At 73.7% G+C, this 23,505-nt stretch carries 25 protein-coding genes; 16 read left to right on the forward strand and 9 right to left on the reverse strand.

The features are described from left to right. Positions 1 to 583 precede the first annotated feature (583 nt). From Sdi02f_RS04410 to rfbB, 4 genes are all read left to right on the forward strand, one after another. Complete coding sequence (locus Sdi02f_RS04410; RefSeq protein ID WP_108932711.1) at positions 584 to 1,861, forward strand: S1 family peptidase; 1,278 nt, start codon at positions 584 to 586, stop codon at positions 1,859 to 1,861. A gap of 495 nt (positions 1,862 to 2,356) precedes the next feature. Continuing rightward, a complete protein-coding gene (locus Sdi02f_RS04415; RefSeq protein WP_108932712.1) occupies positions 2,357 to 4,822 on the forward strand; it encodes a SpoIIE family protein phosphatase in 2,466 nt (821 codons plus the stop codon). A gap of 165 nt (positions 4,823 to 4,987) precedes the next feature. Beyond that, positions 4,988 to 5,167, forward strand: coding sequence for a hypothetical protein (locus Sdi02f_RS04420; protein ID WP_030399645.1), 180 nt, complete (start codon positions 4,988 to 4,990; stop codon positions 5,165 to 5,167). A gap of 165 nt (positions 5,168 to 5,332) precedes the next feature. Then, positions 5,333 to 6,307 carry a dTDP-glucose 4,6-dehydratase gene (gene rfbB / locus Sdi02f_RS04425; RefSeq protein WP_108932713.1) on the forward strand — a complete coding sequence of 325 codons (975 nt, stop codon included), beginning with the start codon at positions 5,333 to 5,335 and terminating at the stop codon, positions 6,305 to 6,307. A 27-nt stretch (positions 6,308 to 6,334) separates the two neighbouring features. Here the strand turns inward: rfbB and Sdi02f_RS04430 are convergent, their stop codons facing one another. Then, positions 6,335 to 6,916, reverse strand: coding sequence for a hydrolase (locus tag Sdi02f_RS04430; RefSeq protein WP_030399647.1), 582 nt, complete (start codon positions 6,914 to 6,916; stop codon positions 6,335 to 6,337). Positions 6,917 to 7,049: 133 nt separating this feature from the next. On the opposite strand from Sdi02f_RS04430, the gene Sdi02f_RS04435 reads away from it, so the two are divergent. Then, the gene (locus tag Sdi02f_RS04435; protein ID WP_030399648.1) at positions 7,050 to 7,550 is read left to right on the forward strand and encodes a metallophosphoesterase family protein; all 501 of its coding nucleotides are present in this window, start codon (positions 7,050 to 7,052) and stop codon (positions 7,548 to 7,550) included. Between the two features lie 13 nt (positions 7,551 to 7,563). Here Sdi02f_RS04435 and Sdi02f_RS04440 read toward each other — a convergent pair whose 3' ends face one another. Together Sdi02f_RS04440 and ctaD are read right to left on the reverse strand one after the other, a co-directional pair. Beyond that, a complete protein-coding gene (locus Sdi02f_RS04440; RefSeq protein ID WP_108932714.1) occupies positions 7,564 to 7,917 on the reverse strand; it encodes a hypothetical protein in 354 nt (117 codons plus the stop codon). Further along, positions 7,914 to 9,530, reverse strand: a complete 1,617-nt coding sequence (ctaD, locus tag Sdi02f_RS04445; protein WP_108932924.1) for an aa3-type cytochrome oxidase subunit I — start codon at positions 9,528 to 9,530, stop codon at positions 7,914 to 7,916. Before ctaD ends, Sdi02f_RS04440 begins: the two co-directional genes overlap by 4 nt. A gap of 105 nt (positions 9,531 to 9,635) precedes the next feature. On the opposite strand from ctaD, the gene Sdi02f_RS04450 reads away from it, so the two are divergent. Both Sdi02f_RS04450 and Sdi02f_RS04455 read left to right on the forward strand, forming a co-directional pair. Further along, positions 9,636 to 10,217, forward strand: a complete 582-nt coding sequence (locus Sdi02f_RS04450; protein WP_030402917.1) for an RNA polymerase sigma factor — start codon at positions 9,636 to 9,638, stop codon at positions 10,215 to 10,217. Then, the gene (locus Sdi02f_RS04455; protein WP_108932715.1) at positions 10,210 to 11,211 is read left to right on the forward strand and encodes a CU044_5270 family protein; all 1,002 of its coding nucleotides are present in this window, start codon (positions 10,210 to 10,212) and stop codon (positions 11,209 to 11,211) included. Before Sdi02f_RS04450 ends, Sdi02f_RS04455 begins: the two co-directional genes overlap by 8 nt. A 46-nt stretch (positions 11,212 to 11,257) precedes the next feature. Here the strand turns inward: Sdi02f_RS04455 and Sdi02f_RS04460 are convergent, their stop codons facing one another. Next, positions 11,258 to 11,623 carry a nuclear transport factor 2 family protein gene (locus tag Sdi02f_RS04460; protein ID WP_030402919.1) on the reverse strand — a complete coding sequence of 122 codons (366 nt, stop codon included), beginning with the start codon at positions 11,621 to 11,623 and terminating at the stop codon, positions 11,258 to 11,260. A gap of 180 nt (positions 11,624 to 11,803) precedes the next feature. Here Sdi02f_RS04460 and Sdi02f_RS04465 point away from each other — a divergent pair, with 180 nt between their 5' ends. Next, positions 11,804 to 12,085, forward strand: a complete 282-nt coding sequence (locus Sdi02f_RS04465; RefSeq protein WP_030402920.1) for a hypothetical protein — start codon at positions 11,804 to 11,806, stop codon at positions 12,083 to 12,085. 8 nt (positions 12,086 to 12,093) lie between these two features. On the opposite strand, the gene Sdi02f_RS04470 is transcribed toward Sdi02f_RS04465, so the two are convergent. Continuing rightward, positions 12,094 to 13,848, reverse strand: a complete 1,755-nt coding sequence (locus tag Sdi02f_RS04470) for an ABC transporter ATP-binding protein (protein WP_031185447.1) — start codon at positions 13,846 to 13,848, stop codon at positions 12,094 to 12,096. Positions 13,849 to 14,025: 177 nt separating this feature from the next. Here Sdi02f_RS04470 and Sdi02f_RS04475 point away from each other — a divergent pair, with 177 nt between their 5' ends. The 3 genes from Sdi02f_RS04475 (at position 14,026) to Sdi02f_RS04485 (ending at position 16,789) form a co-directional block, all read left to right on the forward strand. Then, positions 14,026 to 15,114 (forward strand): S-(hydroxymethyl)mycothiol dehydrogenase, encoded by a 1,089-nt coding sequence (locus Sdi02f_RS04475; protein ID WP_030402922.1) that lies wholly within the window; start codon positions 14,026 to 14,028, stop codon positions 15,112 to 15,114. Continuing rightward, complete coding sequence (locus Sdi02f_RS04480) at positions 15,114 to 15,743, forward strand: MBL fold metallo-hydrolase (protein WP_030402923.1); 630 nt, start codon at positions 15,114 to 15,116, stop codon at positions 15,741 to 15,743. Before Sdi02f_RS04475 ends, Sdi02f_RS04480 begins: the two co-directional genes overlap by 1 nt. A 119-nt stretch (positions 15,744 to 15,862) precedes the next feature. Then, positions 15,863 to 16,789, forward strand: coding sequence for an SDR family oxidoreductase (locus Sdi02f_RS04485; RefSeq protein ID WP_030402924.1), 927 nt, complete (start codon positions 15,863 to 15,865; stop codon positions 16,787 to 16,789). Here Sdi02f_RS04485 and Sdi02f_RS35555 read toward each other — a convergent pair. Then, positions 16,773 to 16,928, reverse strand: coding sequence for a hypothetical protein (locus Sdi02f_RS35555; protein WP_158716732.1), 156 nt, complete (start codon positions 16,926 to 16,928; stop codon positions 16,773 to 16,775). The two genes, Sdi02f_RS04485 and Sdi02f_RS35555, sit on opposite strands and share 17 nt — an antisense overlap. A gap of 50 nt (positions 16,929 to 16,978) precedes the next feature. On the opposite strand from Sdi02f_RS35555, the gene Sdi02f_RS04490 reads away from it, so the two are divergent. The 3 genes from Sdi02f_RS04490 to Sdi02f_RS04500 all read left to right on the forward strand — a co-directional run bounded on the left by Sdi02f_RS04490 (position 16,979) and on the right by Sdi02f_RS04500 (position 18,961). After that, positions 16,979 to 17,779: an SDR family NAD(P)-dependent oxidoreductase gene (locus tag Sdi02f_RS04490; protein ID WP_030402925.1), complete on the forward strand. Its 801-nt coding sequence runs from the start codon at positions 16,979 to 16,981 to the stop codon at positions 17,777 to 17,779. Positions 17,780 to 17,934: 155 nt separating this feature from the next. After that, the gene (locus Sdi02f_RS04495) at positions 17,935 to 18,630 is read left to right on the forward strand and encodes a L,D-transpeptidase family protein (RefSeq protein WP_108932716.1); all 696 of its coding nucleotides are present in this window, start codon (positions 17,935 to 17,937) and stop codon (positions 18,628 to 18,630) included. A 148-nt stretch (positions 18,631 to 18,778) separates the two neighbouring features. Then, positions 18,779 to 18,961, forward strand: a complete 183-nt coding sequence (locus Sdi02f_RS04500; protein WP_030402927.1) for a hypothetical protein — start codon at positions 18,779 to 18,781, stop codon at positions 18,959 to 18,961. Between the two features lie 70 nt (positions 18,962 to 19,031). Here Sdi02f_RS04500 and Sdi02f_RS04505 read toward each other — a convergent pair whose 3' ends face one another. Further along, positions 19,032 to 20,375, reverse strand: coding sequence for a S1 family peptidase (locus tag Sdi02f_RS04505; RefSeq protein WP_108932717.1), 1,344 nt, complete (start codon positions 20,373 to 20,375; stop codon positions 19,032 to 19,034). A 131-nt stretch (positions 20,376 to 20,506) separates the two neighbouring features. On the opposite strand from Sdi02f_RS04505, the gene Sdi02f_RS04510 reads away from it, so the two are divergent. Together Sdi02f_RS04510 and Sdi02f_RS04515 are read left to right on the forward strand one after the other, a co-directional pair. After that, positions 20,507 to 21,688 (forward strand): MalY/PatB family protein, encoded by a 1,182-nt coding sequence (locus Sdi02f_RS04510; protein WP_108932718.1) that lies wholly within the window; start codon positions 20,507 to 20,509, stop codon positions 21,686 to 21,688. Positions 21,689 to 21,754: 66 nt separating this feature from the next. Next, complete coding sequence (locus Sdi02f_RS04515) at positions 21,755 to 22,159, forward strand: PPOX class F420-dependent oxidoreductase (RefSeq protein WP_030402930.1); 405 nt, start codon at positions 21,755 to 21,757, stop codon at positions 22,157 to 22,159. 18 nt (positions 22,160 to 22,177) lie between these two features. Here the strand turns inward: Sdi02f_RS04515 and Sdi02f_RS04520 are convergent, their stop codons facing one another. Both Sdi02f_RS04520 and Sdi02f_RS04525 read right to left on the reverse strand, forming a co-directional pair. Beyond that, positions 22,178 to 22,600: a Zn-ribbon domain-containing OB-fold protein gene (locus tag Sdi02f_RS04520; protein ID WP_030402931.1), complete on the reverse strand. Its 423-nt coding sequence runs from the start codon at positions 22,598 to 22,600 to the stop codon at positions 22,178 to 22,180. A gap of 141 nt (positions 22,601 to 22,741) precedes the next feature. Then, on the reverse strand, positions 22,742 to 23,467 hold the full coding sequence (locus Sdi02f_RS04525) for a TetR family transcriptional regulator (protein ID WP_108932719.1): 726 nt from the start codon (positions 23,465 to 23,467) through the stop codon (positions 22,742 to 22,744). Positions 23,468 to 23,505 lie beyond the last annotated feature (38 nt).

The following is a 23,505-nucleotide window of genomic DNA, read 5'->3' on the forward strand; positions in this document are numbered from 1 at the left end:
GGCGCCGGACGCCCGTTTCCCGAGCTCTCCGCGGCCCCCGCGGTGCGATGGATCAAAGCACGCGGCCGGTTCGGGCTTCCAATCAATCACCCCTCCGACCAGCGCACTTGCGACGGACGGGCACCCAAGCGTGCAGGAGTGCGCACCCCTTCGCGCAGACTTCTTCACACGCTGCGCGAGATCGGCTCGTGCGGCCCCTTGCCCGCGCCCGGGCGATTGGGACACTCCGGGCCCAAAGGCGTACGGGCCCCCGCGGGCTGTGCAGATGCTCCAACGGGGGTGACCGGGTTGAGCATTCGATGTGCAGATTCACTGAAGCGGTCATTCCGCTCCCCGCCCGTCACGTTGCGTCTCCGGATGGACGCGGAGGGTGCCTGATCGGTCTCAAGCGACGTAGGTCCGGTGCGACTTCGGGACCTGACGTCGCGGTGCGACTTTCGGGGGAGGTGAGGAGGGGCGCCCCGGGGGCCCGGCGGTCCGGCTGAACGCCCCGCCCGGCCCGTGCGTACCAACAGCCGTCCAGGCGCCCCCAACAGTTGCCGGACCGGTGGGCACGGGCCCCGGTCCCAGGAGGTCGAGCAGGTTGAGTCACAAGCGAATTCCCAAGCGCAGGGCCGCGATGGCGGCGGGCGGTGTGATCGCGCTCGGCGCGGCCGCCCTCCTGCTCCCGCACGCCAACGCCGCGCAGGACGGCGGCTCGGCGGACGAGGCGGCGGCGCCCCGGACCCTCAAGGCCGCCGACGCGCCGGATCTCGCCGCACGCCTCGCCGGCCTGCTCGGCGACACCTTCGCCGGCTCCTACTACGACTCCGGCGCGCGGCGGCTCGTCGTCAACGTCGTCCCCGGGGACGACGACGAAGCCGTCGTGCGGGCGAAGCGGGCGGGCGCGGAGGTCCGCGAGGTGGACAACAGCATGGGCGAACTGCGCAGCGGCGCGCGGACCCTGGAGTCCGAGGCGAGCATCCCGGGCACCTCGTGGGCGATCGACCCGCGCACCAACAGGATCCTGGTGACCGCCGACAGCACCGTCACCGGCGACCGGTGGGACCGCCTGGAGTCCACCGTCGAGGGGCTCGGCTCCGGCATGGCGACGATCAGGAGGTCCGCCGGCACCTTCACCACCTTCGTGTCGGGCGGCGACGCGGTCTTCGGCGGCGGAGCGCGGTGCTCGCTCGGTTTCAACGTCACCGCGGGCGACGGCTCGCCCGCCTTCCTGACGGCCGGTCACTGCGGGGTCGCGGCCGCCCAGTGGTCCGACGCACAGGGCGGACGGCCGATCGCCACCGTCGACCGCGCGGTCTTCCCCGGCCAGGGCGACTTCGCGCTCGTCAGGTACGACGACCCGGCGACGGACGCCCCGAGCGAGGTGAACCTCGGCGACCAGACCCTGCCGATCAGCGGGGCCGCCGAGGCGACGGTCGGCCAGGAGGTCTTCCGCATGGGCAGTACGACCGGCCTGGCCGACGGCCGGGTGCTCGGCCTGGACGCCACCGTCAACTACCCCGAGGGCACCGTCACCGGCCTCATACAGACCGATGTCTGCGCCGAGCCCGGCGACAGCGGCGGCTCCCTCTTCACCCGGGACGGTCTCGCGATCGGCCTGACCTCCGGCGGCAGCGGCGACTGCACGACCGGCGGCGAGACCTTCTTCCAGCCGGTCACCACGGCCCTGAACGCGGTCGGCGCGACCCTCGGGGACGAGGGCGCGGGCGCGGGCGCGGGCGAGGCGGCCGACGACGGGGAGGCGAGTGCCGGTGGCGGTGGCGGTGGCGGTGGCGGTGCCGGTGAGGGCGCGGGTGCCGGTGCGGGGCACGCGGGTGCCGGTGGGGTGGCCGGGGACGGCTCGGGGGCCGGGGAATGACGGGCTGACGCCGTGTCCGCCGCCCGCTGGTGGGACCCGGCCTCCCGGGTGGGCGGCCCCCGGCGGGACCGGCCCCGGTGGGACCGGCCCTGTCTCCGGCGGGGTGGGGCGGGGTGGGATGCCGGCTCCCGGCGGGGACCGGCGGTGTCCCAGGTGCCCGGCGGACGCGCTCCGTACCGGCGGGCACGGTGGCCGGTGGGGCAGGCGCGGCGCCCTGCACACCCGCTCGGCTGTGCTCCGGGCCCGGTCCGTCGCCCCAGGCCCGGAGCGTCGCCGGCCGACGACCACGGTGCGGTTGGGGTGCAGCCCTTGCGCAGAGGTGCGTGCCCTGTGCCCTAGGCCCTCCTTCGCGCCCACCGGCAGGCCCGCCTCCGCCCGTACCCGCCCTGCCCCCGCCGCCCCGACGCGCAGCACCCGTCCCTGAGCCCCCGGCGTGTGTCCGGCCCGCCGATGCCCGAGTCGCAGGGGCTGCGCAGATGTCCCGTAAGCGCTGTAATGGGCGACGTGGTCGACGAGGGCACTGCGGAACGCGGATCGAGGGTGCTGCGTGCCGAGGGCGCCCTGCGGGCGGTCGCGGCCGGACCGGCGCCGCGGGACCGGCAGCGCCGGTTCCTCGAACAGGCCCTGGTGTTCGCGGGCGCGTCCTTCGCCGCCCTGTACATGCCCGGGGACGACCGTGAGCTGCTGTGTCTGGCCGAGGCGGTCGGCGTGCCGCGCACCCTGTACGGCGTACGCGACAGCTACCCCGCGTCCGGCGGCTCCCCGGTGGCGGACGCCCGCCGTGCCGGCGAGCCGGTGTGGATCGGGCCGGAGGAGTTCGCCGGATCGGCGGAGTCGCGGCACGTGCCGTCGAGCGGCTTCTCGCTGGCCGTGCTGCCCGTGCGCGGGGACGGCGGCGGCTGCCTCTTCGCCCTGACCGAGCACCCCGGAGGGTTCGACGCGGAGGACCGCGCGTGCCTGGAGGCGATCGCCGAGGCGATGACCTGCCCCGCCCCGGCCGGGACCCCCGAGCCCGGCGTCCTCCGGCCGGACGCCTTCACCCTGGCCATGGACACCGGCCGTGCGGAGGTCGGCGGCGCCGTGCTGGGCCTGTTCGGCCTCACGCCGGAGGAGTTCGACGGCAAGGTGGAGACGCTGCTCGGCCTCACCGTGCCGGAGGACCTGCCGTCGCTGATGTCGGTGACCGAGTCCGACCACATGACCATCGGGGAGCGCGAGCTGGAGTTCCGGGTGCTGCAGCCCACCGGGCCGCCGAAGTGGCTCCGGCTCAGCGGACGCCTGCTGCCCGGCGGGGACGGCCGGCCGGCCCGCCTGGTCGGCACCGTCGCCGACGCCTCCACCCTGCGTCCGGACGTCACCGACGTCGCCCGCGTCCAGCGGCTCGCCGCCGCGCTGGCCACCGCCGGGACCGTCCGCGAGGTCAGTCAGGCCGTCGTCGCCGCCCTGCGCAGACCGCTGCGCGCCGACCGGATCGCGCTGGCCGAACTGGAGCACGACCGGCTCGTCGTCACCGTCCTCGATCCCCCCGACTCCGAGTCCTGGCCCGAGCTGTGGCGCCTGGAATGGCGCACCGAGTGGCCCGACGCGCCGGTACGGGCCATGCCCACCCTCGCCGCCGCACTGCGCGAGGGACGCGCCCGGATCTGGCCCGCCGGCACCGGCGACCTGGAGCCCGCCCTCGCCGACGTGGGCCCGGGCGGCCTGGCCGTACTGCCGCTGCCCGCGGGCGGCCGCATGGCCGGTGCCTGCCTCATCGGCTGGGACGCCCCGCACGACTTCGGCCCCGACGAGCGCGCCCTGCTCACCGCGTCCGCGGGCCTCGCGGGGCAGGCCCTCATGCGCGCCCACGCCTTCGACGCCGAGCACGAACTGGTCGGCATGCTCCAGCGCCAGCTCCTGCCGCGCCGCCTGCCCAAGCTGCCCGGCGCGGTCGCCGTCGCCCGCTACCTGCCCAGCACGGCCGGGCTCGAACTGGGCGGCGACTGGTACGACGTGATTCCGCTGCCCGACCACCACGTCGCCCTCGTCATCGGCGACGTCCAGGGCCACAGCACCGGCGCGGCCACCCTCATGGGCCAGATGCGCACCGCCCTGCGCGCCTACGCCGTCGAGGGCCACCCGCCGGACGTGGTGGTCTCCCACGCCAACCGGCTGCTGACCGGCATGGGGACCGACCTCTTCGCCACCTGCGTCTACGTCGACCTCGACATGGAGGAGGGCTCCGCGTGGTGCGTGCGGGCGGGGCACCTGCCGCCGGTGCTGCGCCATCCCGACGGCAGCACCGAGATCGCGGAGGCCGAGGGCGGCCCGCCGCTCGGCGTGGTGACGCAGGCCGACTTCCCGATGAGCCCGCTGCGGCTGCGCCCCGGCACGCTGATCGCCCTCACCACGGACGGCCTCGTGGAGTCGCCCGACTCCGACATCGACGAGGGCATGGGCCGCTTCGCGCACGCGCTGGCCGTCTCCGACCCCGCCCACCTCGGACTCGTCGCCGACGCCCTGCTCGGCAACGCCCGCCGCAACGACGACGTCGCCCTGCTGCTCGTGCGCTACGACGGCATGGCGCTGCGCCCGCTGCGGGAGAGCTGGTCGGTGTGGCGGCTGCCCGAGGCCGTGCGGCACGCCCGCCGCTTCACCCGGCGGACGCTGCGTTCCTGGGGCGTCCCCGGCGACGACGTCGACGGCGTCCTGCTCGTCGTCTCCGAGCTGGTCACCAACGCCCTCGTGCACACCGACGGACAGGTGCGGCTCGACCTCACCCTGATCGGCGGCCGGCTGCGCGTCGCGGTCGCCGACGCCTCCCCGCGTACGCCGGCCCGGCCGACCGGCATCGGCTGGGAGGCCACGGGCGGACGCGGCATCCTCCTGGTCGAGGCCTTGTCGGCGGCCTGGGGGACGCTCCCGGTCGGCGGGGGCAAGCAGGTGTGGAGCGAGATGTCCGTGGGCGTGCACACCCCGTAGGCCCCTCGCGGCCCCCTGCGTCCCGGGTTTCACGGCGCCCCGCGAGGGGACCCGGACGGGCGAGCGCCACCGGGCGCAGGACGCGCAAGAGGCGCGAAACGTCGCGCGAGGCGCGAAACGTCGCAACCCCCAGAAGGCCGGAAGGCCAGAAGGAAGATGATGCCCGTGACCACGGACACCAGCGGCAAGACCGCCGTCCGTCGGCTGGAGACCGGCTGGTCCAAGGCCCGCCGACTGCGGAGCAAGGGCGTGCCGCGCACCTGCGTGCCGGCCGTCGAGGACGGCAGCACCACCCGCACACCGCAACCGGGCCAGGAGTCGAACATCGTCCGGGGCGAGGACTGAACCAGCCAGGACCGAACCAGCCCCGAGGGCGGCGACACCGCCCAGCGCGCCGGCCCCGTGCCGGCGCGGTGCGCGTTCCGGGCCGCTCGCGGCGGACGAAGGGCACGCGGGTAGCGTCACAGGCACCCCGCCCGCCCCCGACCGCAGCAAGGCACGGAACCGCTCATGAACATCCTGGTCACCGGCGGCGCCGGCTTCATCGGCTCCCGGTACGTGCGCGGCCTCCTGGCCGCCGAGGGGCCCGGCGCACCGCGGATCACCGTCCTGGACGCCCTCACCTACGCCGGCACCACCGCCAACCTCGACATCGGCCATCCCCGGCTGGAGTTCGTGCACGGCGACATCCGCGACGCGGTGCTCGTCGACCGGCTGACGGCCGGGGCGGACCAGGTCGTGCACTTCGCCGCCGAGTCCCACGTGGACCGCTCGATCCACGCCGCGTCCGACTTCGTCCTCACCAACGTCGTCGGCACCCAGACCCTGCTGGACGCCGCCCTGCGCCACGGGGTGGGCCCCTTCGTGCACGTCTCCACCGACGAGGTGTACGGCTCCCTGGCGTCGGGCGCGGCGACCGAGGAGCATCCGCTGCGGCCGAGTTCCCCGTACTCCGCGTCGAAGGCGTCGGGCGACCTGCTGGCCCTGTCGTACCACCGCACCCACGGCCTCGACGTACGGGTGACCCGGTGCTCCAACAACTACGGCCCGCACCAGTTCCCCGAGAAGCTCGTGCCGCTGTTCGTCACCCACCTCCTGGACGGCCGCCGGGTCCCGCTGTACGGCGACGGGCGCAACGTCCGCGACTGGCTGCACGTCGACGACCACTGCCGGGGCGTCGACCTCGTCCGTACCCGGGGCCGGGCGGGCGAGGTCTACAACATCGGCGGCGGCACGGAGCTGACCAACCGCGAGCTCACCGGCCTGCTCCTCGACGCCTGCGGGGCGGGCCCCGACCGGGTGGTCCACGTCGAGGACCGCAAGGGCCACGACCTGCGCTACGCGGTCGACTGGAGCAAGGCCCGCGAGGAACTGGGCTACCGGCCCCGGCGCGACTTCGCGGCCGGACTGGCCGAGACCGTCGCCTGGTACCGGGACAACAGGGCCTGGTGGGAACCGCTCAAGCGGCGCACGGAGGCCGGCTGACGGGCGGCGTCCGGCCGGTCGGCCCGGTCAGCCGTGCGTCTTGGCGAGCAGGTCCAGGATCTCCCGCGTCGTACCGGTCTCGCCCAGGCGCGGGAAGATCCGCTCGACGCTGCCGCGGTGCGCCTCGGCGCTCATGTCGCTCATCGCGTCGGTGGCGAGCGTGACGTGGTAGCCGTGCTCGTGGGCGGCGCGGGCGGTGGACTCCACGCCGATGCTGGTGGCGATGCCGGTCAGCACGATCTGGGTGACGCCGCGGCGGCGCAGCTGGACGTCGAGCCCGGTGCCGTGGAAGGCGCCCCAGTTGCGCTTGGTGACGGTGATGTCGCCGGGGTGCCCGGCCAGTTCGCCGACGAGGACGTCCCAGCCCTCGGGCCGGGGGCCGGCGGCGCCGGCCTCCGTGCGGCCGGGCACGGCGTCCGCGCCGTCGGCGGCGAAGGAGACCCGGACCAGCACCACCGGCAGGCCGCGGGCCCGGAAGGCCTCGGCCAGTCCGGCGCTGCGGGCGACGACCTCGGCGCCGGAGTACGGCTCGGTCGGCGCGGCGACGATCCCGGCCTGGAGATCGATGACGACGAGGGCGGTGCGGGGGTCGAGGGCGGTGACGGCCATGGGGTGGTGCCTCTCAGATGGTGCTCGGACGGTGCGGGGACCGCCGGCCGGCGCCCGCTCCCACCGTAAATTCGACAGGTAAGACTGTCCAGGTGAGGCTGCACAGTTTTACCTGTCGATTAAACTGGACGGCGTGCGTCTGCTGATCACGTCCGACACCCACCTGCCCAAGCGGGCCAGGGAACTGCCGGCGCCGCTGCTGGCGGAGCTGCCGCGCGCCGACGTCGTCCTGCACGCCGGGGACTGGGTCGACACGGCCACCCTGGACCTGCTGGAGAGCCGCAGCCGCCGGCTCGTCGGGGTGTACGGCAACAACGACGGCCCCGCCCTGCGCGCCAGGCTGCCCGAGGTGGCCCGCGCGGACCTCGGCGGCCTGCGCTTCGGCGTCGTCCACGAGACCGGCGCCGCGCAGGGACGCGAGGCCCGCTGCGCCGCCCGCTTCCCCGACCTCGACGTCCTGGTCTTCGGACACAGCCACATCCCCTGGGACACCACCACCGCCACCGGCCTGCGCCTGCTCAACCCGGGCTCGCCCACCGACCGCCGCCGTCAGCCGCACCACACGTACATGACCGCCACGGTCACCGACGGCCGCCTCGGGGACGTCGAACTGCACCGACTGCCACCGCGCTGAGGCGACGCGCCGGCTACCCCCGTGCCAGGACCAGCACACCCACGCACCCGAGCACCGCACACGCCCCCAGCAGACAGCCGGCCAGCAGCCGCCGCCGCAGCGCCCGGTAGCGCGCCTCGTAGTCCCCGCGCAGTTGCCCGGCGCGCTCGGCGGTGCGCTGCCAGGAGTTCCGGGCGAGGGCGAGGTACTCGGCCTCGAAGCGTTCCTCCACCTCCCGGCGCCGGTCGCCGCTCAGCCAGTCGAACGGCGCGGTGAAGCGCGCGGCGGCCGTACGCCCCTCCTCGCGGGCGGCGGCGACGAGAAGATGGCCCTCGATCTCGTGGATCAGCCCCCGGACGGCCGTGGGACGGCGCTCCCCGCCGGTCACCGGAGGGTCAGCTCCCGCTCCGGGCCGGCCGCGGGGGAGTGGTGCAGGTCGAAGGCGGGGGATTCACTGCGGATGCGCGGCAGCGTGCGGAAGTTGTGCCGCGGCGGCGGGCAGGAGGTCGCCCACTCCAGCGAACGGCCGTAGCCCCACGGGTCGTCCACCTCGATCTTCTCGCCGTACTTGGCGGTCTTCCAGATGTTGTAGAAGAACGGCAGGAGCGACATGCCGAGCAGGAAGGAGAACACGCTCGACACGGTGTTGAGGGCCGTCAGCCCCTCCACCGCCAGATAGTCCGGGATCCGCCGCTGCATGCCGTTCGTACCCAGCCAGTGCTGGACCAGGAACGTGCCGTGGAAGCCGGTGAACAGCGTCCAGAAGGTGATCTTGCCGAGGCGTTCGTCCAGCATCTTGCCGGTGAACTTCGGCCACCAGAAGTGGAAGCCGGCGAACATCGCGAACACCACGGTGCCGAACACCACGTAGTGGAAGTGCGCCACCACGAAGTACGAGTCCGAGACGTGGAAGTCCAGCGGCGGCGAGGCCAGGATGACACCGGTCAGACCGCCGAAGAGGAAGGTGACCAGGAAGCCGGTGGACCACAGCATCGGTGTCTCGAAGGACAGCGACCCCTTCCACATGGTGCCGATCCAGTTGAAGAACTTCACACCGGTCGGGACCGCGATCAGGAAGGTCATGAAGGAGAAGAACGGCAGCAGCACGCCGCCCGTGACGTACATGTGGTGGGCCCACACCGTCACCGACAGACCCGCGATGGCGATCGTCGCGCCGATCAGGCCCATGTAGCCGAAGATCGGCTTGCGGGAGAAGACCGGGATGATCTCACTGACGATGCCGAAGAACGGCAGCGCGATGATGTACACCTCCGGATGCCCGAAGAACCAGAACAGGTGCTGCCACAGCAGGGCCCCGCCGTTGGACGAGTCGAAGATGTGGGCACCGAACTTGCGGTCGGCCTCCAGCGCGAACAGGGCCGCGGCCAGCACCGGGAAGGCCAGCAGGACCAGCACACCGGTCAGCAGCACGTTCCAGGTGAAGATCGGCATGCGGAACATGGTCATGCCCGGCGCGCGCATGCAGATGATCGTGGTGATGAAGTTGACCGAGCCGAGGATGGTGCCGAAGCCGGAGAAGGCCAGACCCATGATCCACAGGTCACCGCCGATACCCGGCGAGTGCACCGCGTCCGACAGCGGCGAGTACGCGAACCAGCCGAAGTCGGCCGCGCCCTGCGGGGTCAGGAACCCGCCCACCGCGATGGTCGAGCCGAACAGGTACAGCCAGTAGGCGAACATGTTCAGCCGCGGGAACGCCACGTCCGGCGCACCGATCTGCAGCGGCATGATCCAGTTCGCGAAGCCCGCGAACAGCGGCGTCGCGAACATCAGCAGCATGATCGTGCCGTGCATCGTGAACGCCTGGTTGAACTGCTCGTTCGACATGATCTGCAGACCCGGCCGGGCCAGCTCGGCGCGCATGAAGAGCGCCATCACCCCGCCGATGCAGAAGAAGGCGAACGATGTCACCAGATACAGCGTGCCGATCGTCTTGTGGTCCGTGGTCGTCAGCCACTTGATGCTTTTGAGGTTCCTCACGCCCCGCCTGTGTCCGCGCCCGGCCCGCACGTCACACTCGACGGACGAGACGAGCGTCACGAAAACGGCCGTGACGATCACGAGGGTGCCGGACAGAAACGGGGCATGAGCAACGACGAGATCTTCGCCGCTGCCTACCGGGAGCACTACTGGGCGGTCAGCCGCTATGTGGCGCGCCGGCTGGCCGGGCACACGGGCGAGGTCGAGGAAGTGGTGGCGGAGGTCTTCACGGTGGCCTGGCGCCGCCGTGCCGAGCTGCCGCACGCCCCGCTGCCCTGGCTGTACGGGGTGGCACGCAACTGCCTGGCCAACGCGGTACGCGGCCAGGGGCGCCGGCGCCGGCTCCTCGCGCGGCTGGGCAACGACGACGCGGCCCACGGGCGGCACATCACCTCGGGACCCGAGGCGGAGCCGCCCGGCGACTGGGTGCACGAGGCCCTCGCCCGGCTCTCCGCCAAGGACCAGGAAGTGCTGCGGCTGACGGCCTGGGAGGAGCTCGGCGTGGACGAGCTGGCCGTCGCCCTCGGCTGCGGCAGCCGGGCCGCGTCGATGCGGCTGCACCGCGCCCGCGCCCGGCTGAGATCGGAGATCGACCGCATGGGCCCGCCCACCGCCGAGGCCCCGCACGCACCGCGTCCGGCGGCCACCGTCGACGCCACCCCCGCGAAGGAACACGGCCATGGCTGACGAACTCGACCTCCTGCGCCGCGCCAATCCGGCGCCGGCCGACGCCCCGCCCTTCGCCGACAGGCCGCTCGACCCCCACGGCGAGCGTCACCTGCACCGGCTGCTGCACGGGCCGACCCCCTCTCCGGGACGGCCGGCCCGCCCGCGGCCCGCCCGCCGCGGCGTCCGCCTGGCCTGGGGCCTCGCCGCCGGCGCCGTGGTCGCCGTGACCGCCGTGGCCCTGCTGCTCGGCGGCCCGGGCACGCCGCCCGCCGTCGCCGCACCCCGTCCGCTCGTCGTACGCGCCGACGCCACCCCCGTGTCGCTGGACCGGCTCGCCGAGCGGGCCGAAGCGGCCGCGGCGGACGGCGGGCCCGCACTGCGCAGGGGCACGCACGTGCAGTCCTGGAGCCTCGGCATGTCGGACGACGCGCCCCCGATCACCCTGCCCGAGGAGCGCATCGTGCGCTGGACGGCCGACGGCCGGCACACCGAACTGGTGGTGGCCACCGACCCGCGCCACCCCGGCCGCCCGGTGCTCGGCGAGGACGAGGACGGCAACCCCCGCCAGGTCGAGGACGGTCACGTCATCACCGACGCGACGTACCCGCCGAGCTGGAGCGACGCCCCGCCCGCGTCCCGCCCGCCGCACGAGGCCGGCCGGCTGCGCGCCTACCTGGAGGAGGCGCAGCGCACCCCCTCCCTGGACACCTCCCGACTGCTGGACGCGGCCGCCCTGCTCCTCGACAACTGGACCCTGGGCGCCCGCGAGTCGGCGGCGCTCGCCCGGCTCCTGGCCGACACCGGCGGCCTGCGGCCCGCCGGGGAGGTCACCGACCGCCTCGGCCGGCCGGGCCAGGCCTACGTCTACGAGACGACCGGCGTGCGCCGCATGCTGATCATGGACCCGGCCACCGGCGCCGTTCTCGGTCTGGAGACCACGTTCACCGAGGCACAGCCGGAGTACGGCGTCACGGCGGGCGACGTCATGGAGTACAGCGCCTGGACGCGCTGACGCGCTGCCCCGCTGACCCGCCGGCCCCTGGTCCCGGAGTCCCGGTCTACTCGTCCCAGGCCTGGATCATGGTCTGCTCGACGATCTCGCCGTCCCGCAGGGACAGCATCGACTCGGCGAAGACCCGCACGCCGTCGGGATAGGTGCACTCCTCGGCGAACGCGGCCCGGTCGCCCTGGACGACGCAGCGGGTCATCCGGTGGGTCATGTCACGGCTGTAGACGTCGTCGAGCATCTCGGCGATCTCGTCCCGGCCGTGCAGGACCTTGGGCCGGCTCGGCTGGTCGTAGCGGTCGACGACGCGGACCTCCGCGTCCCGTGCGTACAGCGACAACAACGGTGCCGCCGACTCTCCTTCGATGCCCCGGCGCAGTGCTTCGGTGTCGAAGCCGGGGCCTGCGGTGGTACTCATGACGACCTCCTTCGTACGCGAAGGCCGCGGCCCGCAGCGGGAACGGGCCGTCTCGGCCCTCTCCCTTCGAGCTTCCTCCCTTCCGGCGCCCGGGGCAACGCCCGCCGGGGCACTGCTCCACCCGGGTGACCGGCATCGCCGTCCCGTGTCCGCCCCCGGCCCGTCGGAGTTGCGCAGCACATGATCACAACACGACGTATCGTCGCCGTCGTCGGGCTCGCCGCCGGGGTCACCGGCCTTGCCGCCCCGATGGCGAGCGCGGCCGGCGGCCCGCTGGGCGCGGAGAAGCTCAGCGTGACCAACACCCTCGACTCGCTCGCGGTCGGTGACATGCCCGCCGAGGACCGGGCGCGGATGCCGCTCCCGTCCCAGCAGCTCAACCGGCTGCACGACCTGGAGCAGCTCCAGCAGGTCACCGGCTTGGTCTCGCCCCTCTTCGGCGCCGTCCCCGCCCTGGGCTGACGCTCCGGTCAGCCGCCCGCCGTCAGGAACTGGGTGGCCGCCAGCTCCGCGTACAGCGGATCGGCGGTCACCAGCTCCCGGTGCGTGCCGACCGCGCGGACACGGCCCGCGTCCATCACCACGATCCGGTCGGCCGTCGTCACCGTCGACAGCCGGTGCGCGACGACCAGCACCGTCGTCGTGCGGGCCACGTCGGTGACGGTGTCGCGCAGCGCGGCCTCGTTGACCGCGTCCAACTGCGAGGTCGCCTCGTCGAGCAGCAGCAGCCGGGGGCGGCGCAGCAGCGCCCGTGCGACGGCCACCCGCTGGCGCTCGCCGCCCGACAGCTTGGTGCCGCGATGCCCGACCAGCGTCTCCAGGCCGTTCGGCAACCGCTCCACCAGACCGTCCAGCCGCGTCGTCTTCAGCACGGCGGCGAGGCTCGACCCGTCCGCCTCCGGGTTGCCCAGCAGCAGGTTGTCCCGCAGGGAACCCGACAGCACCGGGGCGTCCTGCTCCACGTACCCGATCGCGGCCCGCAGCGAGGCCAGGTCCCACTCCCCGAGGCTCCGGCCGTCCAGCGTGATCTCCCCGGAGTCCGGGTCGTAGAACCGCTCGATCAGGGAGAAGACGGTGGTCTTGCCGGCGCCGGACGGGCCGACGAACGCCGTCATGCCCCGGGGCGGCACCTCGAAGCTCACCCCGTGGTGGATGTACGGCGCGTCCTCGGAGTAGCGGAAGCGGACGTCGTGGAAGGCGACGGACGCCGGCCGCTCGCCCGGCGACGGCAGCGGAACCGGCCGGGTCGGCGGCTCCGCGGGCAGGCGCAGCGCGTCCTCGATCCGGCCCAGCGCCGCCCGGCCCGTCTGGTACTGCGTGATCGCGCCGACGACCTGCTGGATCGGTGACAGCAGGTAGAAGACGAACAGCAGGAACGCGACCAGCGTGCCCACATCGATCGCTCCGGTCGCGACCCGCGCGCCACCCACCGCGAGCACCGTCAGGAAGGCGATCTGCATCGCGAGGCCGGCCGTGTGGCCCGCGGCGGCCGACCACTTGGCGGCGCGCACGCTCTGGCGCCAGGAGTCCTCGGCGGCCCGGTGCAGCACCCGCTCCTCCCGCGGCTCGGCACCCGAGGCCTTCACCGTGCGCAGCGCGCCGAGGGTGCGCTCCAGCGCGGCGCCCATCACACCCACCGCGTCCTGTGCCCGCCGGCTCGCCCGGTTGATGCGCGGCACGATCAGGCCCAGCACCGTGCCCGCGCCCACCACCACCGCCAGCGTGACCCCGAGGAGCACCGCGTCGACCACGCCCATCATCACCAGCGTCGCCACCAGCGTCAGCCCGCCGGTGCCCAGGCCGATGAGGGAGTCGGTGGTGACCTGGCGCAGCAGCGTCGTGTCGGAGGTGATCCGGGCCATCAGGTCGCCGGGCTCGGTCCGGTCCACCGCCGTGATCCGCAGCCGCAGCAGATACGACGACAGGGTCCGCCGCGCCCCGAGGACCACCGACTCCGCGGTGCGCCGCAGCACGTACGAACCCAGCGCGCCCAGCACCGTGTTGGCGACCACGAGCCCCGACATGGCCAGCAGCGCCCCGGTGATGGGCCGGTCGTGCGCCAGGTCGTCGATCAGCTCCCGCGCCACCAGCGGCAGCAACAGCCCCGTGCCCCCGGTGACCAGGGAGAGCAGGGCGCCCGTGAACAGGGCCGTGCGGTGCGGCCGTACGTAGGTCAGGAGCAGCCGCCAGGCGGGCGCGGAGGTCTCCGGCGGTGCGGTGGTCACGTCGCTCCTTCGGCACGCGGACGGGGCCCTCAGGCTACGTCGGCGCCCGGCGCCGCCCTCCGGCGGTCCGCCCGCGACCGGCCGCACCCCGTGAACCGCCCCGTCACCTGCCCTTTTCCGATCACTTGCGCGTAGGGTCTGGGAGAACGCTGAACGGCCGAGGAAGGGGTCAGGAGCATGGCGCAGGAAGTACGCGGTGTGATCGCGCCGGGCAAGGACGAGCCGGTACGGATCGAGACGATCGTCGTGCCGGACCCCGGTCCGGGCGAGGCCGTGGTGAAGATCCAGGCCTGTGGGGTGTGCCACACCGACCTGCACTACAAGCAGGGCGGCATCAGTGACGACTACCCCTTCCTGCTCGGTCACGAGGCCGCGGGCGTCGTGGAGTCGGTCGGCGACGGAGTCACCGACGTGGCCCCCGGGGACTTCGTGATCCTCAACTGGCGTGCCGTGTGCGGCACGTGCCGGGCCTGTCTGCGCGGGCGGCCCTGGTACTGCTTCGACACCCACAACGCCGAGCAGAAGATGACCCTCGCCTCGACCGGTCAGGAACTCTCCCCGGCCCTCGGCATCGGCGCCTTCGCCGAGAAGACCCTGGTCGCCGCCGGACAGTGCACCAAGGTCGACCCGGCCGCCTCCGCCGAGGTGGCGGGGCTGCTGGGCTGCGGGGTGATGGCCGGCATCGGCGCCGCCATCAACACCGGCAACGTCGGCCGCGGTGACACCGTCGCCGTCATCGGCTGCGGCGGCGTCGGCGACGCGGCGATCGCCGGGGCGTACCTGGCGGGCGCGTCCAAGGTCATCGCCGTGGACATCGACGACCGCAAGCTGGAGACCGCGCGGGGGATGGGCGCCACCCACACCGTCAACTCCCGCGAGACCGACCCCGTCGAGGCGATCCGCGAACTGACCGGCGGCTTCGGCGCCGACGTCGTCATCGAGGCCGTCGGCCGCCCCGAGACCTACCGGCAGGCCTTCTACGCCCGCGACCTGGCCGGCACCGTCGTCCTCGTCGGCGTCCCGACCCCCGAGATGAAGCTGGAGCTGCCCCTGCTCGACGTGTTCGGGCGCGGCGGCTCCCTCAAGTCCTCCTGGTACGGCGACTGCCTGCCCTCCCGGGACTTCCCGATGCTCATCGACCTGCACCTCCAGGGCCGCCTCGACCTCGGCAAGTTCGTCACCGAGACCATCCGCCTCGACGAGGTCGAGCAGGCCTTCGACCGGATGCACGCCGGTGACGTGCTGCGTTCGGTGGTGGTGCTCTGATGGCCCCCCGCATCGAACGCCTCGTCACCTCCGGGCAGTTCAGCCTCGACGGCGGCACCTGGGACGTCGACAACAACGTCTGGCTCGTCGGCGACGACCACGAGGTCGTCGTCATCGACGCCGCCCACGACGCCGACGCGATCGCCGAGGCCGTCGGGGACCGCCGGCTGACCGCCATCGTGTGCACCCACGCCCACAACGACCACGTCAACGCGGCGCCCGCGCTCGCCGAACGCACCGGCGCCACGATCTGGCTGCACCGCGACGACCTGCCGCTGTGGCAGCAGACCCACCCGGACCGCGACCCGGACGCCTGGCTGACCGACGGCCTGGTCATCGAGGCCGCGGGCGCCGACCTGACCGTCCTGCACACCCCGGGCCACGCGCCCGGCGCGGTCTGCCTCCACGACCCCGGCCTCGGCACCGTCTTCACCGGCGACACCCTCTTCCAGGGCGGACCGGGCGCCACCGGGCGCTCCTACTCCCACTTCCCGACCATCATCGACTCCATCCGCGACAAGCTGCTCGTCCTCCCGCCCGAGACGGAGGTCCGCACCGGCCACGGCGACTCCACGACCATCGGCGCCGAGGCCCCGCACCTGGAGGAGTGGATCAAGCGGGGACACTGACCGCCCGGGACACGCGGCAAAGGTGACAGAAGATGTCCGGCTTTCCCGGCACCCTCGAACCCGACACCACCCGTGCGCGAGCGCGTGCGGGACGCGAGGGAGAGGAACGGGAGCCGGACATGACAGGGTCACCGAAGGGTCCGCAGGCGGGCAGGGTCGCACTGGTCGCCGGGGCGACCCGCGGCGCCGGACGCGGCATCGCCGTCGAACTGGGCGCGGCCGGCGCCACCGTCTACGTCACCGGACGCAGCACCCGCGCCCGGCGCTCGGAGTACGGCCGCCCCGAGACCGTCGAGGGCACCGCCGACCTGGTCACCGAGGCGGGCGGCCACGGCATCGCCGTACCCGTCGACCACCTCGACGCGGCGCAGGTCGCCGGCCTCGTCGACCGCATCGCCCGCGAACAGGGCCGGCTCGACGTCCTGGTCAACGACATCTGGGGCGGCGAGCAGCTCTTCGAGTGGGACACCCCCGTCTGGGAGCACGACCTCGACAACGGGCTCAGACTGCTGCGGCTCGCCGTCGAGACCCACGCGATCACCAGTCACCACGCCCTGCCGCTGCTGCTGCGCCGCCCGGGCGGACTGGTCGTCGAGGTCACCGACGGCACCGACGCCTACAACCGCGACCACTACCGCAACTCGTTCTTCTACGACCTCGCCAAGACGTCCGTCCTGCGCATGGCCTTCTCCCTCGGGCACGAACTGGGGCCCCGCGGTGCCACGGCGGTCGCGCTGACGCCCGGCTGGCTGCGCTCGGAGATGATGCTCGACCACTTCGGCGTGCGCGAGGAGAACTGGCGCGACGCCCTCGACCGCGTGCCGCACTTCGCCATCTCCGAGACCCCCCGTTACGTCGGCCGCGCGGTCGCCGCCCTGGCCGCCGACCCCGACGTGGCCCGCTTCAACGGGCAGTCCCTCTCCAGCGGCGCGCTCGCCCGGGAGTACGGCTTCACCGACCTCGACGGCAGCCGCCCGGACGCCTGGCGCTACATCGTCGAGGTCCAGGACCCGGGCAAGCCGGCCGACGTCACGGGGTATCGCTGACGGGCGGCTGCGGCCGGCGGGCGCCGTGCCCCGGCGGCAGCGCCGGATCCTCCCGCACGGCCGTGCAGCAGCCCTCACGCGCGGTGCGTTGCCTCTCCAGCAGGGCCCGAGCGGGGAGTTGCTGCAGGAACGCGGACATGGCCGCACGGTGTCTGCCCCTGTGATCGTCGCGGTACTACCGTCTGGCCCATGACGGACACCACGCGTTTCACCGACCACACGGCACTCGTGACGGGCGCGGCCCGGGGCATCGGCGCGGCCACCGCGCGGCGGCTCGCCACGGAGGGGGCACGGGTGCTGCTGACCGACGTGGACCCCGACGCGGCGCGGGGCACGGCGGCGCGGCTGACGGAACAGGGGCTCACCGTCGAGGCGTTCGCCTGCGACGTGGGGGACCGGGCGTCCGTCGAGGCCGCGGTGGCCCGTGCCGTGGACGTCTTCGGCGGACTCGACGTGCTGGTCAACAACGCCTACTCCTGTGCGCCCGACGCCCCGCTCTTCGAGGACGAGCCGGACGAGACCTGGGCCCGCGACCTCGACGTCACCCTCACGGGCGCCTACCGCTGCTGCCGGGCCGCGCTGCCCCACCTCGCCGCCTCGGGACGCGGCGCGATCGTGAGCATCGGTTCGGTCAACGGCGTCCAGGACTTCGGCAACCACGCCTACAGCGCCGCCAAGGCAGGGCTCGCGTCGCTGACCCGTACCCTCGCCGGGCACGCGGCACCGCGCGGTGTCCGGGTGAACCTCGTGACGCCGGGCACGGTGCGCACCACGGCCTGGGAGGGCCGGGACGAGGACCTGGCGGCCGTACAGGGGCTGTATCCGCTGGGGCGCGTCGGCGAACCCGGGGACATCGCCGCGGCCGTCGCCTTCCTCGCCTCGCGCGACGCCTCCTGGATCACGGGGACCACCCTCGTGGTCGACGGCGGCCTGACCGCGGTCAACACCGGCTTCCGGCGGGCCGTGGCGGAGCGGGACGGCACGGACTGACGGGTAAGGGCCGTCCGATGGCCTTTGTCACTGTTTCGTCGCGGTGCCCGGCGGCACGCAACCAAAGCCGCCGGGCGGCGGTCTAGCAGGCGGGGATCGCACCAAGGCGACCTTCCGCCCAGCGCACCGCCTCGACGCGAAAGGCATGACCGGCCATGGGGGACACACGCCGACGGGGAGCCGTCGCACTCGGGATCACCGCACTGGTGGCACCGCTCACACTCGCACTCACGGCGGCACCGGCCCAGGCCGCGAGCTGCACCGCGAAGGCGGGCCCGTACCAGAAGAAGGTGGAGAAGTTCGTCGGCCGCACGGCCGACGGCAAGCAGTCCACCGCCGACTGCCAGGCCATCCGCGCCTTCCAGACCAAGCACGGCATCACGCCCAACGCCGGCTACGCGGGTCCCGTCACCTGGGGGGTGATGGACCTGATGACGAAGCAGAAGGCGGTCGGGAAGAACCCGAACAAATCCGGCAAGTGCCCGACCAACAAGGGCCGTATCGCCTGTGTGAACCTCACGCTCCAGCTGAGCTGGATCCAGGACGGCAAGAAGCTCGTGTACGGGCCGGTCCCGGTCCGCACCGGCCGCGACGGCTACGAGACCCGCACCGGTCTGAAGAAGGTCTACTGGCGCCACATCGACCACGTCTCGACGATCTACCACGTGGCGATGCCCTACAGCCAGTTCTTCGACGGCGGCCAGGCCTTCCACTCCGTCGGCGTCAGCATGTGGAACCCGCCGGGCTCGCACGGCTGCGTCAACATGACGAAGACCGACGCCAAGAAGTACTGGTCGCTGCTGAAGAAGGGCGACGACGTCTACGTGTACGGCCGCAAGCCGGGCACCTGATCCCGGCGCGTGTGCCGCAGGACACAGGAGAGGGGAACGAACTCGCCCGCAGGTCTTGACAGATGAGAAGATCGACGTGATCAGTAACACGGTCCGATATGTCCGGTTGGCTCGCGATTACTCACATCGTCTTCACGCCGGGCGCCGTATGCTTCACAGCATGTCCACTGTTGAACCCTCCTCCGAGCGATCGGCTGCCGAGGTCAACGAGGAGATCCGGGCCCTGTGGCTCCGGTCGGGCGGGACACTGAGCGTCGAGCAGCGCGCGGAGTACCAGCGGCTCGTCATGGAGTGGGCCAGCGCGGCCCCGGAGTCCGCGAACGCCGCCTGACCGGCGCCCGGAGGATCCTCGCCCCGGCCCGTCGGCAGCAGTCACGGGCCGGTCCTCGCACCGGCCCGGATCAGCCCCACATCGCCGAGTACCGCCGCCGGTACGCCTTGCGGTCCTGCTCCGTGCGGATCCGCCGCGTGGCCACCAGCGCCACGAGGCTGCCCGCCACGACCAGCAGGCCCGGACCGAGGTGGCGACGGTCCGTGAGCCGGGCGAGCAGGGGCGTGCCCCCGGCGCCCGGCACCGGGGCCCCCGTCACCGGGCCGCCCGCCACCGCGCCGCCCGGCGCCGAGGTGCCGGCCGCGGCACCCTCCCGGCCGGAGACGATCAGGCGGACCCCGAGCGACTCCATGGCCTCCGGCAGCGGCTGGAAGAACGTCGTACCGCCCCGGGCGCAGTCACCGCTGCCTCCCGAGGTCACGCCGAGTGCCAGGCCCTCGGAGAACAGCGGCCCGCCGCTGTCCCCGGGTTCGGCGCACACGTCCGTCTCGATGAGACCGGTGACCCTGCCCTCCGGGTAGTTGACCGTCGCGTCCAGCGCCGTCACCCGTCCGCCCCGCAGTCCGCTGGTGCTCCCGCTGCGGAACACCCGCTGCCCGACCGCCGGTTCACCGGTCCCCGTGATCCGCACGCCCTTGCCGTCGCCGACTGCCACCACGTCGGCGCCGTCGCCCGCCTCGCCGTCCGCGTACGCCACCAGGGAGAAGTCGTCCCCGGGGAAGCTCCCGGCGACCGTTGTGCCGATCTGCCGGTCCCCCGCGCCGTCACCGAACCAGACCGAACCCGTCGGCCCGCAGTGGCCCGCGGTCAGCACGAAGTCTCTCGTGCCGTCGGTCACGTTGAACCCGGCCGAGCAGCGGCCCGCCGTGGACAGGATCGGCTCCGCCCCGTTCAGACGGGTGGTGAAGGTGCCCCCGGTGCGCTCCGTGCGGACGAACCCGCCGATGCTCTCCGCCACGCCCGTCAGCCGCGACCAGTCGGACCCGGAGACCGTGCGGTCGCCGCGCACGACCACCTCGTTCGCCCGGTAGTCCAGCGCCCAGGCCGTACCGGGCACTTGGGGTGCCGCGCGCAGCGCCGAGGCCGCCGACCTCAGCTCGGACATGCTGTGCCGGACCGTCTTCGCCGTGGCACCGGCCCGCCGCACCGCGTCGGCCGCGGACTCGTCCGTGACCGCCACGACCGGCCGCCCGTCCGGGTCCACCCAGTGACCCGCCGTACGGGCGCCGCCCAGCCGGGCCACGAGAGCGGCGCCCGTGCCGGGCGCGCTCTGCGCGAGGGTGCGCGGCGCGGCGGAGGGGCCCGGGGGCTCACCCGCCACGGCCCGGGTGACCATCGTGGCGCCGAGCAGCAGCCCGCCGACGGCCGCCAGCCGTGCCACTCGCCGGACGATGCGTCGTCGTGCGTGCCTCATGCGTGCGCTCCCGAACCCGACCGCGCGGCGTCAGCGCCGCGGGGGCCCCCGGACGACGAGCACCCTCCTCCCATACGGCCTCGGAACGCGCGGTGTTCACCCCACCCGTCACGGCGTCCTATCTTGGGCGCATGACCAGCATCCCGCAGGACCAGTCCGGAGAACCGAACCCCCTGCACGCGCTCACCCTGGACGAGCTTCGCCGCCGCACGAGCATGAAGTGGTGCACCCACCCGGCGGACGTCCTGCCGCTGTGGGTGGCCGAGATGGACGTGCCGCTCGCCGGATCCGTGGTCCGCGCCGTCACCGGCGCCATGGAACTCGGGGACACCGGCTACCCCGCCGGCACCGCCTACGCCGAGGCCCTGGCCGCGTTCGCGGGCAAGCGGTGGGGCTGGGACGACCTGGCCGCGGAGCGCACGGCACTCGTGCCCGACGTGATGCTGGGCGTCGTCGAGATGCTCAAGCTGGTCACCGGGCCCGGCGATCCGGTGATCGTCAACCCGCCGGTGTACCCGCCGTTCTACGCGTTCGTCGCCCACCTGGACCGGCGGGTGGTCGAGGCACCGCTCGGCCCCGGCCTCCGGATCGACCTCGGCGTGCTGGAGGAGGCGTTCCGGCGGGCCGTCGCGGGCGGCGGCCGGGCGGCCTACCTGCTGTGCAACCCGCACAACCCGACCGGCACCGTGCACACCGCCGAGGAACTGGCCGCCGTCGCCGCCCTCGCCGAGCGCCACGGCGTCCGGGTCGTCGCCGACGAGATCCACGCCCCCGTCGTCACCGCACCCGACGCGCGCTTCGTGCCCTACCTGAGCGTGCCCGGCGCCGAACGCGGCCTCGCGCTGATGTCCGCGTCCAAGGGATGGAACCTGGCCGGCCTCAAGGCGGCCCTGGCCCTCGCGGGACCCGGTGCCGCCGCCGACCTGGCCCGGATGCCCGAGGAGGTCGGCCACGGGGCGAGCCACGTCGGCGTCCTCGCCCACACGGCAGCCCTGCGGGACGGCACGGCCTGGCTGGACGCCGTGCTCGCCGGGCTCGACGAGAACCGGCGGCTGCTCACCGGCCTGCTCGCGGAGCACGTGCCCGGGGTCGTCCACCGTCCCGGGGAGGCGACCTACCTCGCCTGGCTCGACTGCCGCGCCCTGGGCCTCGGCGACGACCCGGCGCAGGTCTTCCTCGACGAGGGCCGGGTGGCCCTCAGCTCCGGCGTCCCCTTCGGCAGCGGCGGGGCGGGACACGTACGCCTCAACCTCGCGACCTCGCCGGAGGTGCTCACGGAGGCGGTGCGGAGGATGGCGACGGCCCTGCGGTGAGGCGCGAGGGTCCGGGCGCCTTGTGCGCCGCGGGCCCGTCCGCGTCCGGGTCTAGACTCCCGGACCATGGACGACGCTTCACTGGACCGGCTCGGCACCGGCAAGTACCTGCTGGTCACGACCTACCGCAAGAACGGCACCCCGGTCGCCACCCCGGTGTGGGTCGTGCGCGACGGGGACGCGCTCGGGATCTGGACGGTGGCCGACTCCTGGAAGGTCACACGCGTCCGCAACCGCGCCGACGTCCTGGTGGGCCCCTGCGACGTGCGCGGCAGGCCGACCGGCGACCAGGTCCCGGGGACGGCGGAGATCTGCGACCCGGCCACCACGGCCCGCTACCGCAAGCTGCTGATCCGCAAGTACGGCGTCCTCGGCCTGCTCACCCTCCTCGGCAGCCGGCTGCGCCGGGGCCTCGACGGCACCGTGGGGATCCGCATCACGCCGGCACCCGGACCGGCGGCCGGGGACTGACCCGCCACCGACCCGCCCTCAGGTCCAGGCCCGGTAGGGCTCGTCGACCAGCTGGAAGACCGGCTCGCCCCGCACCGGGTCCTGGGCCGTGGACAGCCGCACCCGGTCTCCGCTGTGAATGCCGATGAGCGGGCCCATGACCCGGCCGCGCAGCACGAAGCCCTCGGCCATCTCGATGAGGGAGACGTTGCGCGCGGCAGGGGTGTTGCGGTGCACCACGGTGGCGTGGCGCACCGTGCCCGTGCCCTCGCTCCGTTCGGTCCGCAGCTCGCTGCCGCGGCAGACCGGACACAGGACCCGGTGGTACATGGCGGTGCCGCACCAGGTGCAGCGCTGGTAGAAGACGGCCTCGGTGTCCTGGGTGCGGCCACCGGCCGCGGGGTCGAGCAGGCCGGTGGCGGGGCCGGCCGTCTGCTGAGCGACGTTTCCTGAGTGGTACACGCTGGTCAACTCCCTGCACTCGGGCCGGAATCCCGCATGCGCGGTCACCGGGCACGCGGGTGCGCGGCTCATGTGCCGCCGTGCACGCAGCACAGCGTATGGCACTCAGTGTCACCCGTAAAGGCACTCGGTACCCCCGATTCAGAGGGCCGTCTCGATCTCCCGCAGCACCTGCCACAGGGGCGTGCCCCGGCGCGCGGCCACGACCACCACGTCCTCGGGCGCGACGCCGCGCGGCGGCACGGCCACGTCGCCGAACACGGACTGCGCGTACGCCAGCGCGTGGTCCACCGCGGCGCCCGCGTCGTCGCGGCCGTCGGAACGCAGCCAGGACCGCAGGGCGTTGTTGTGCGCGGCGACCACCGCGGCCGCGATCACGTCGGCGCGCAGGATCCCGTCCGGGCGCCCGCCCAGCCGCCCGCGCAGGTACGCGGCCAGCGCGCGCTCGTAGCGCCACACCACCGACAACTCGTAGGCGCGCAGCCCGGGGACCTTCTTCGTCAGGTGGTAACGCTGTACGGAGAACGCCGGGTTCTCGGCGTACATGCGGTGCACGAGCCGGGCCGCGTCGCACACCCGCCGCACCGGGTCGGCGTCCTCGGGGGAGCGGGCCAGGAACGCCTCCATGTCGGCCAGGCACCGTTCGTGGTCGGGGAAGACCACGTCCTCCTTCGACGGGAAGTACCGGAAGAACGACCGCCGTCCGACGCCGGCGAGGGCGACGATGTCGTCCACGGTGGTCTGTTCGTACCCCCGCTCGATGAACAGCCGGAACGCCGCCGCGACCAGCGCCTCCCGCATCGGCGGCCGGACCTCCGCCGCCTCCGTCCCGTCCTCGCGGCGGGGCGCCGCACTGCTGGTGCTCATGGAGGGGAACGTAGCAGTCCGGCCTGATCCGTGGCACT

It is taken from the genome of Streptomyces ardesiacus, from assembly GCF_003112575.1.
GTDB classification, from domain to species: Bacteria; Actinomycetota; Actinomycetes; order Streptomycetales; family Streptomycetaceae; genus Streptomyces; species Streptomyces ardesiacus.

What these genes read in the sequence shown, in the direction of transcription:
- Sdi02f_RS04415 (WP_108932712.1), top strand. Translation starts at nt 2,357, where the DNA reads ATGGGCGACGTGGTCGACGAGGGCACTGCGGAACGCGGATCGAGGGTG.
- rfbB (WP_108932713.1), top strand. Translation starts at nt 5,333, where the DNA reads ATGAACATCCTGGTCACCGGCGGCGCCGGCTTCATCGGCTCCCGGTAC.
- Sdi02f_RS04430 (WP_030399647.1), bottom strand. Translation starts at nt 6,916, where the DNA reads ATGGCCGTCACCGCCCTCGACCCCCGCACCGCCCTCGTCGTCATCGAT.
- Sdi02f_RS04450 (WP_030402917.1), top strand. Translation starts at nt 9,636, where the DNA reads ATGAGCAACGACGAGATCTTCGCCGCTGCCTACCGGGAGCACTACTGG.
- Sdi02f_RS04455 (WP_108932715.1), top strand. Translation starts at nt 10,210, where the DNA reads ATGGCTGACGAACTCGACCTCCTGCGCCGCGCCAATCCGGCGCCGGCC.
- Sdi02f_RS04460 (WP_030402919.1), bottom strand. Translation starts at nt 11,623, where the DNA reads ATGAGTACCACCGCAGGCCCCGGCTTCGACACCGAAGCACTGCGCCGG.
- Sdi02f_RS04465 (WP_030402920.1), top strand. Translation starts at nt 11,804, where the DNA reads ATGATCACAACACGACGTATCGTCGCCGTCGTCGGGCTCGCCGCCGGG.
- Sdi02f_RS04475 (WP_030402922.1), top strand. Translation starts at nt 14,026, where the DNA reads ATGGCGCAGGAAGTACGCGGTGTGATCGCGCCGGGCAAGGACGAGCCG.
- Sdi02f_RS04480 (WP_030402923.1), top strand. Translation starts at nt 15,114, where the DNA reads ATGGCCCCCCGCATCGAACGCCTCGTCACCTCCGGGCAGTTCAGCCTC.
- Sdi02f_RS04485 (WP_030402924.1), top strand. Translation starts at nt 15,863, where the DNA reads ATGACAGGGTCACCGAAGGGTCCGCAGGCGGGCAGGGTCGCACTGGTC.
- Sdi02f_RS35555 (WP_158716732.1), bottom strand. Translation starts at nt 16,928, where the DNA reads ATGTCCGCGTTCCTGCAGCAACTCCCCGCTCGGGCCCTGCTGGAGAGG.
- Sdi02f_RS04490 (WP_030402925.1), top strand. Translation starts at nt 16,979, where the DNA reads ATGACGGACACCACGCGTTTCACCGACCACACGGCACTCGTGACGGGC.
- Sdi02f_RS04495 (WP_108932716.1), top strand. Translation starts at nt 17,935, where the DNA reads ATGGGGGACACACGCCGACGGGGAGCCGTCGCACTCGGGATCACCGCA.
- Sdi02f_RS04500 (WP_030402927.1), top strand. Translation starts at nt 18,779, where the DNA reads ATGCTTCACAGCATGTCCACTGTTGAACCCTCCTCCGAGCGATCGGCT.
- Sdi02f_RS04505 (WP_108932717.1), bottom strand. Translation starts at nt 20,375, where the DNA reads ATGAGGCACGCACGACGACGCATCGTCCGGCGAGTGGCACGGCTGGCG.
- Sdi02f_RS04510 (WP_108932718.1), top strand. Translation starts at nt 20,507, where the DNA reads ATGACCAGCATCCCGCAGGACCAGTCCGGAGAACCGAACCCCCTGCAC.
- Sdi02f_RS04515 (WP_030402930.1), top strand. Translation starts at nt 21,755, where the DNA reads ATGGACGACGCTTCACTGGACCGGCTCGGCACCGGCAAGTACCTGCTG.
- Sdi02f_RS04525 (WP_108932719.1), bottom strand. Translation starts at nt 23,467, where the DNA reads ATGAGCACCAGCAGTGCGGCGCCCCGCCGCGAGGACGGGACGGAGGCG.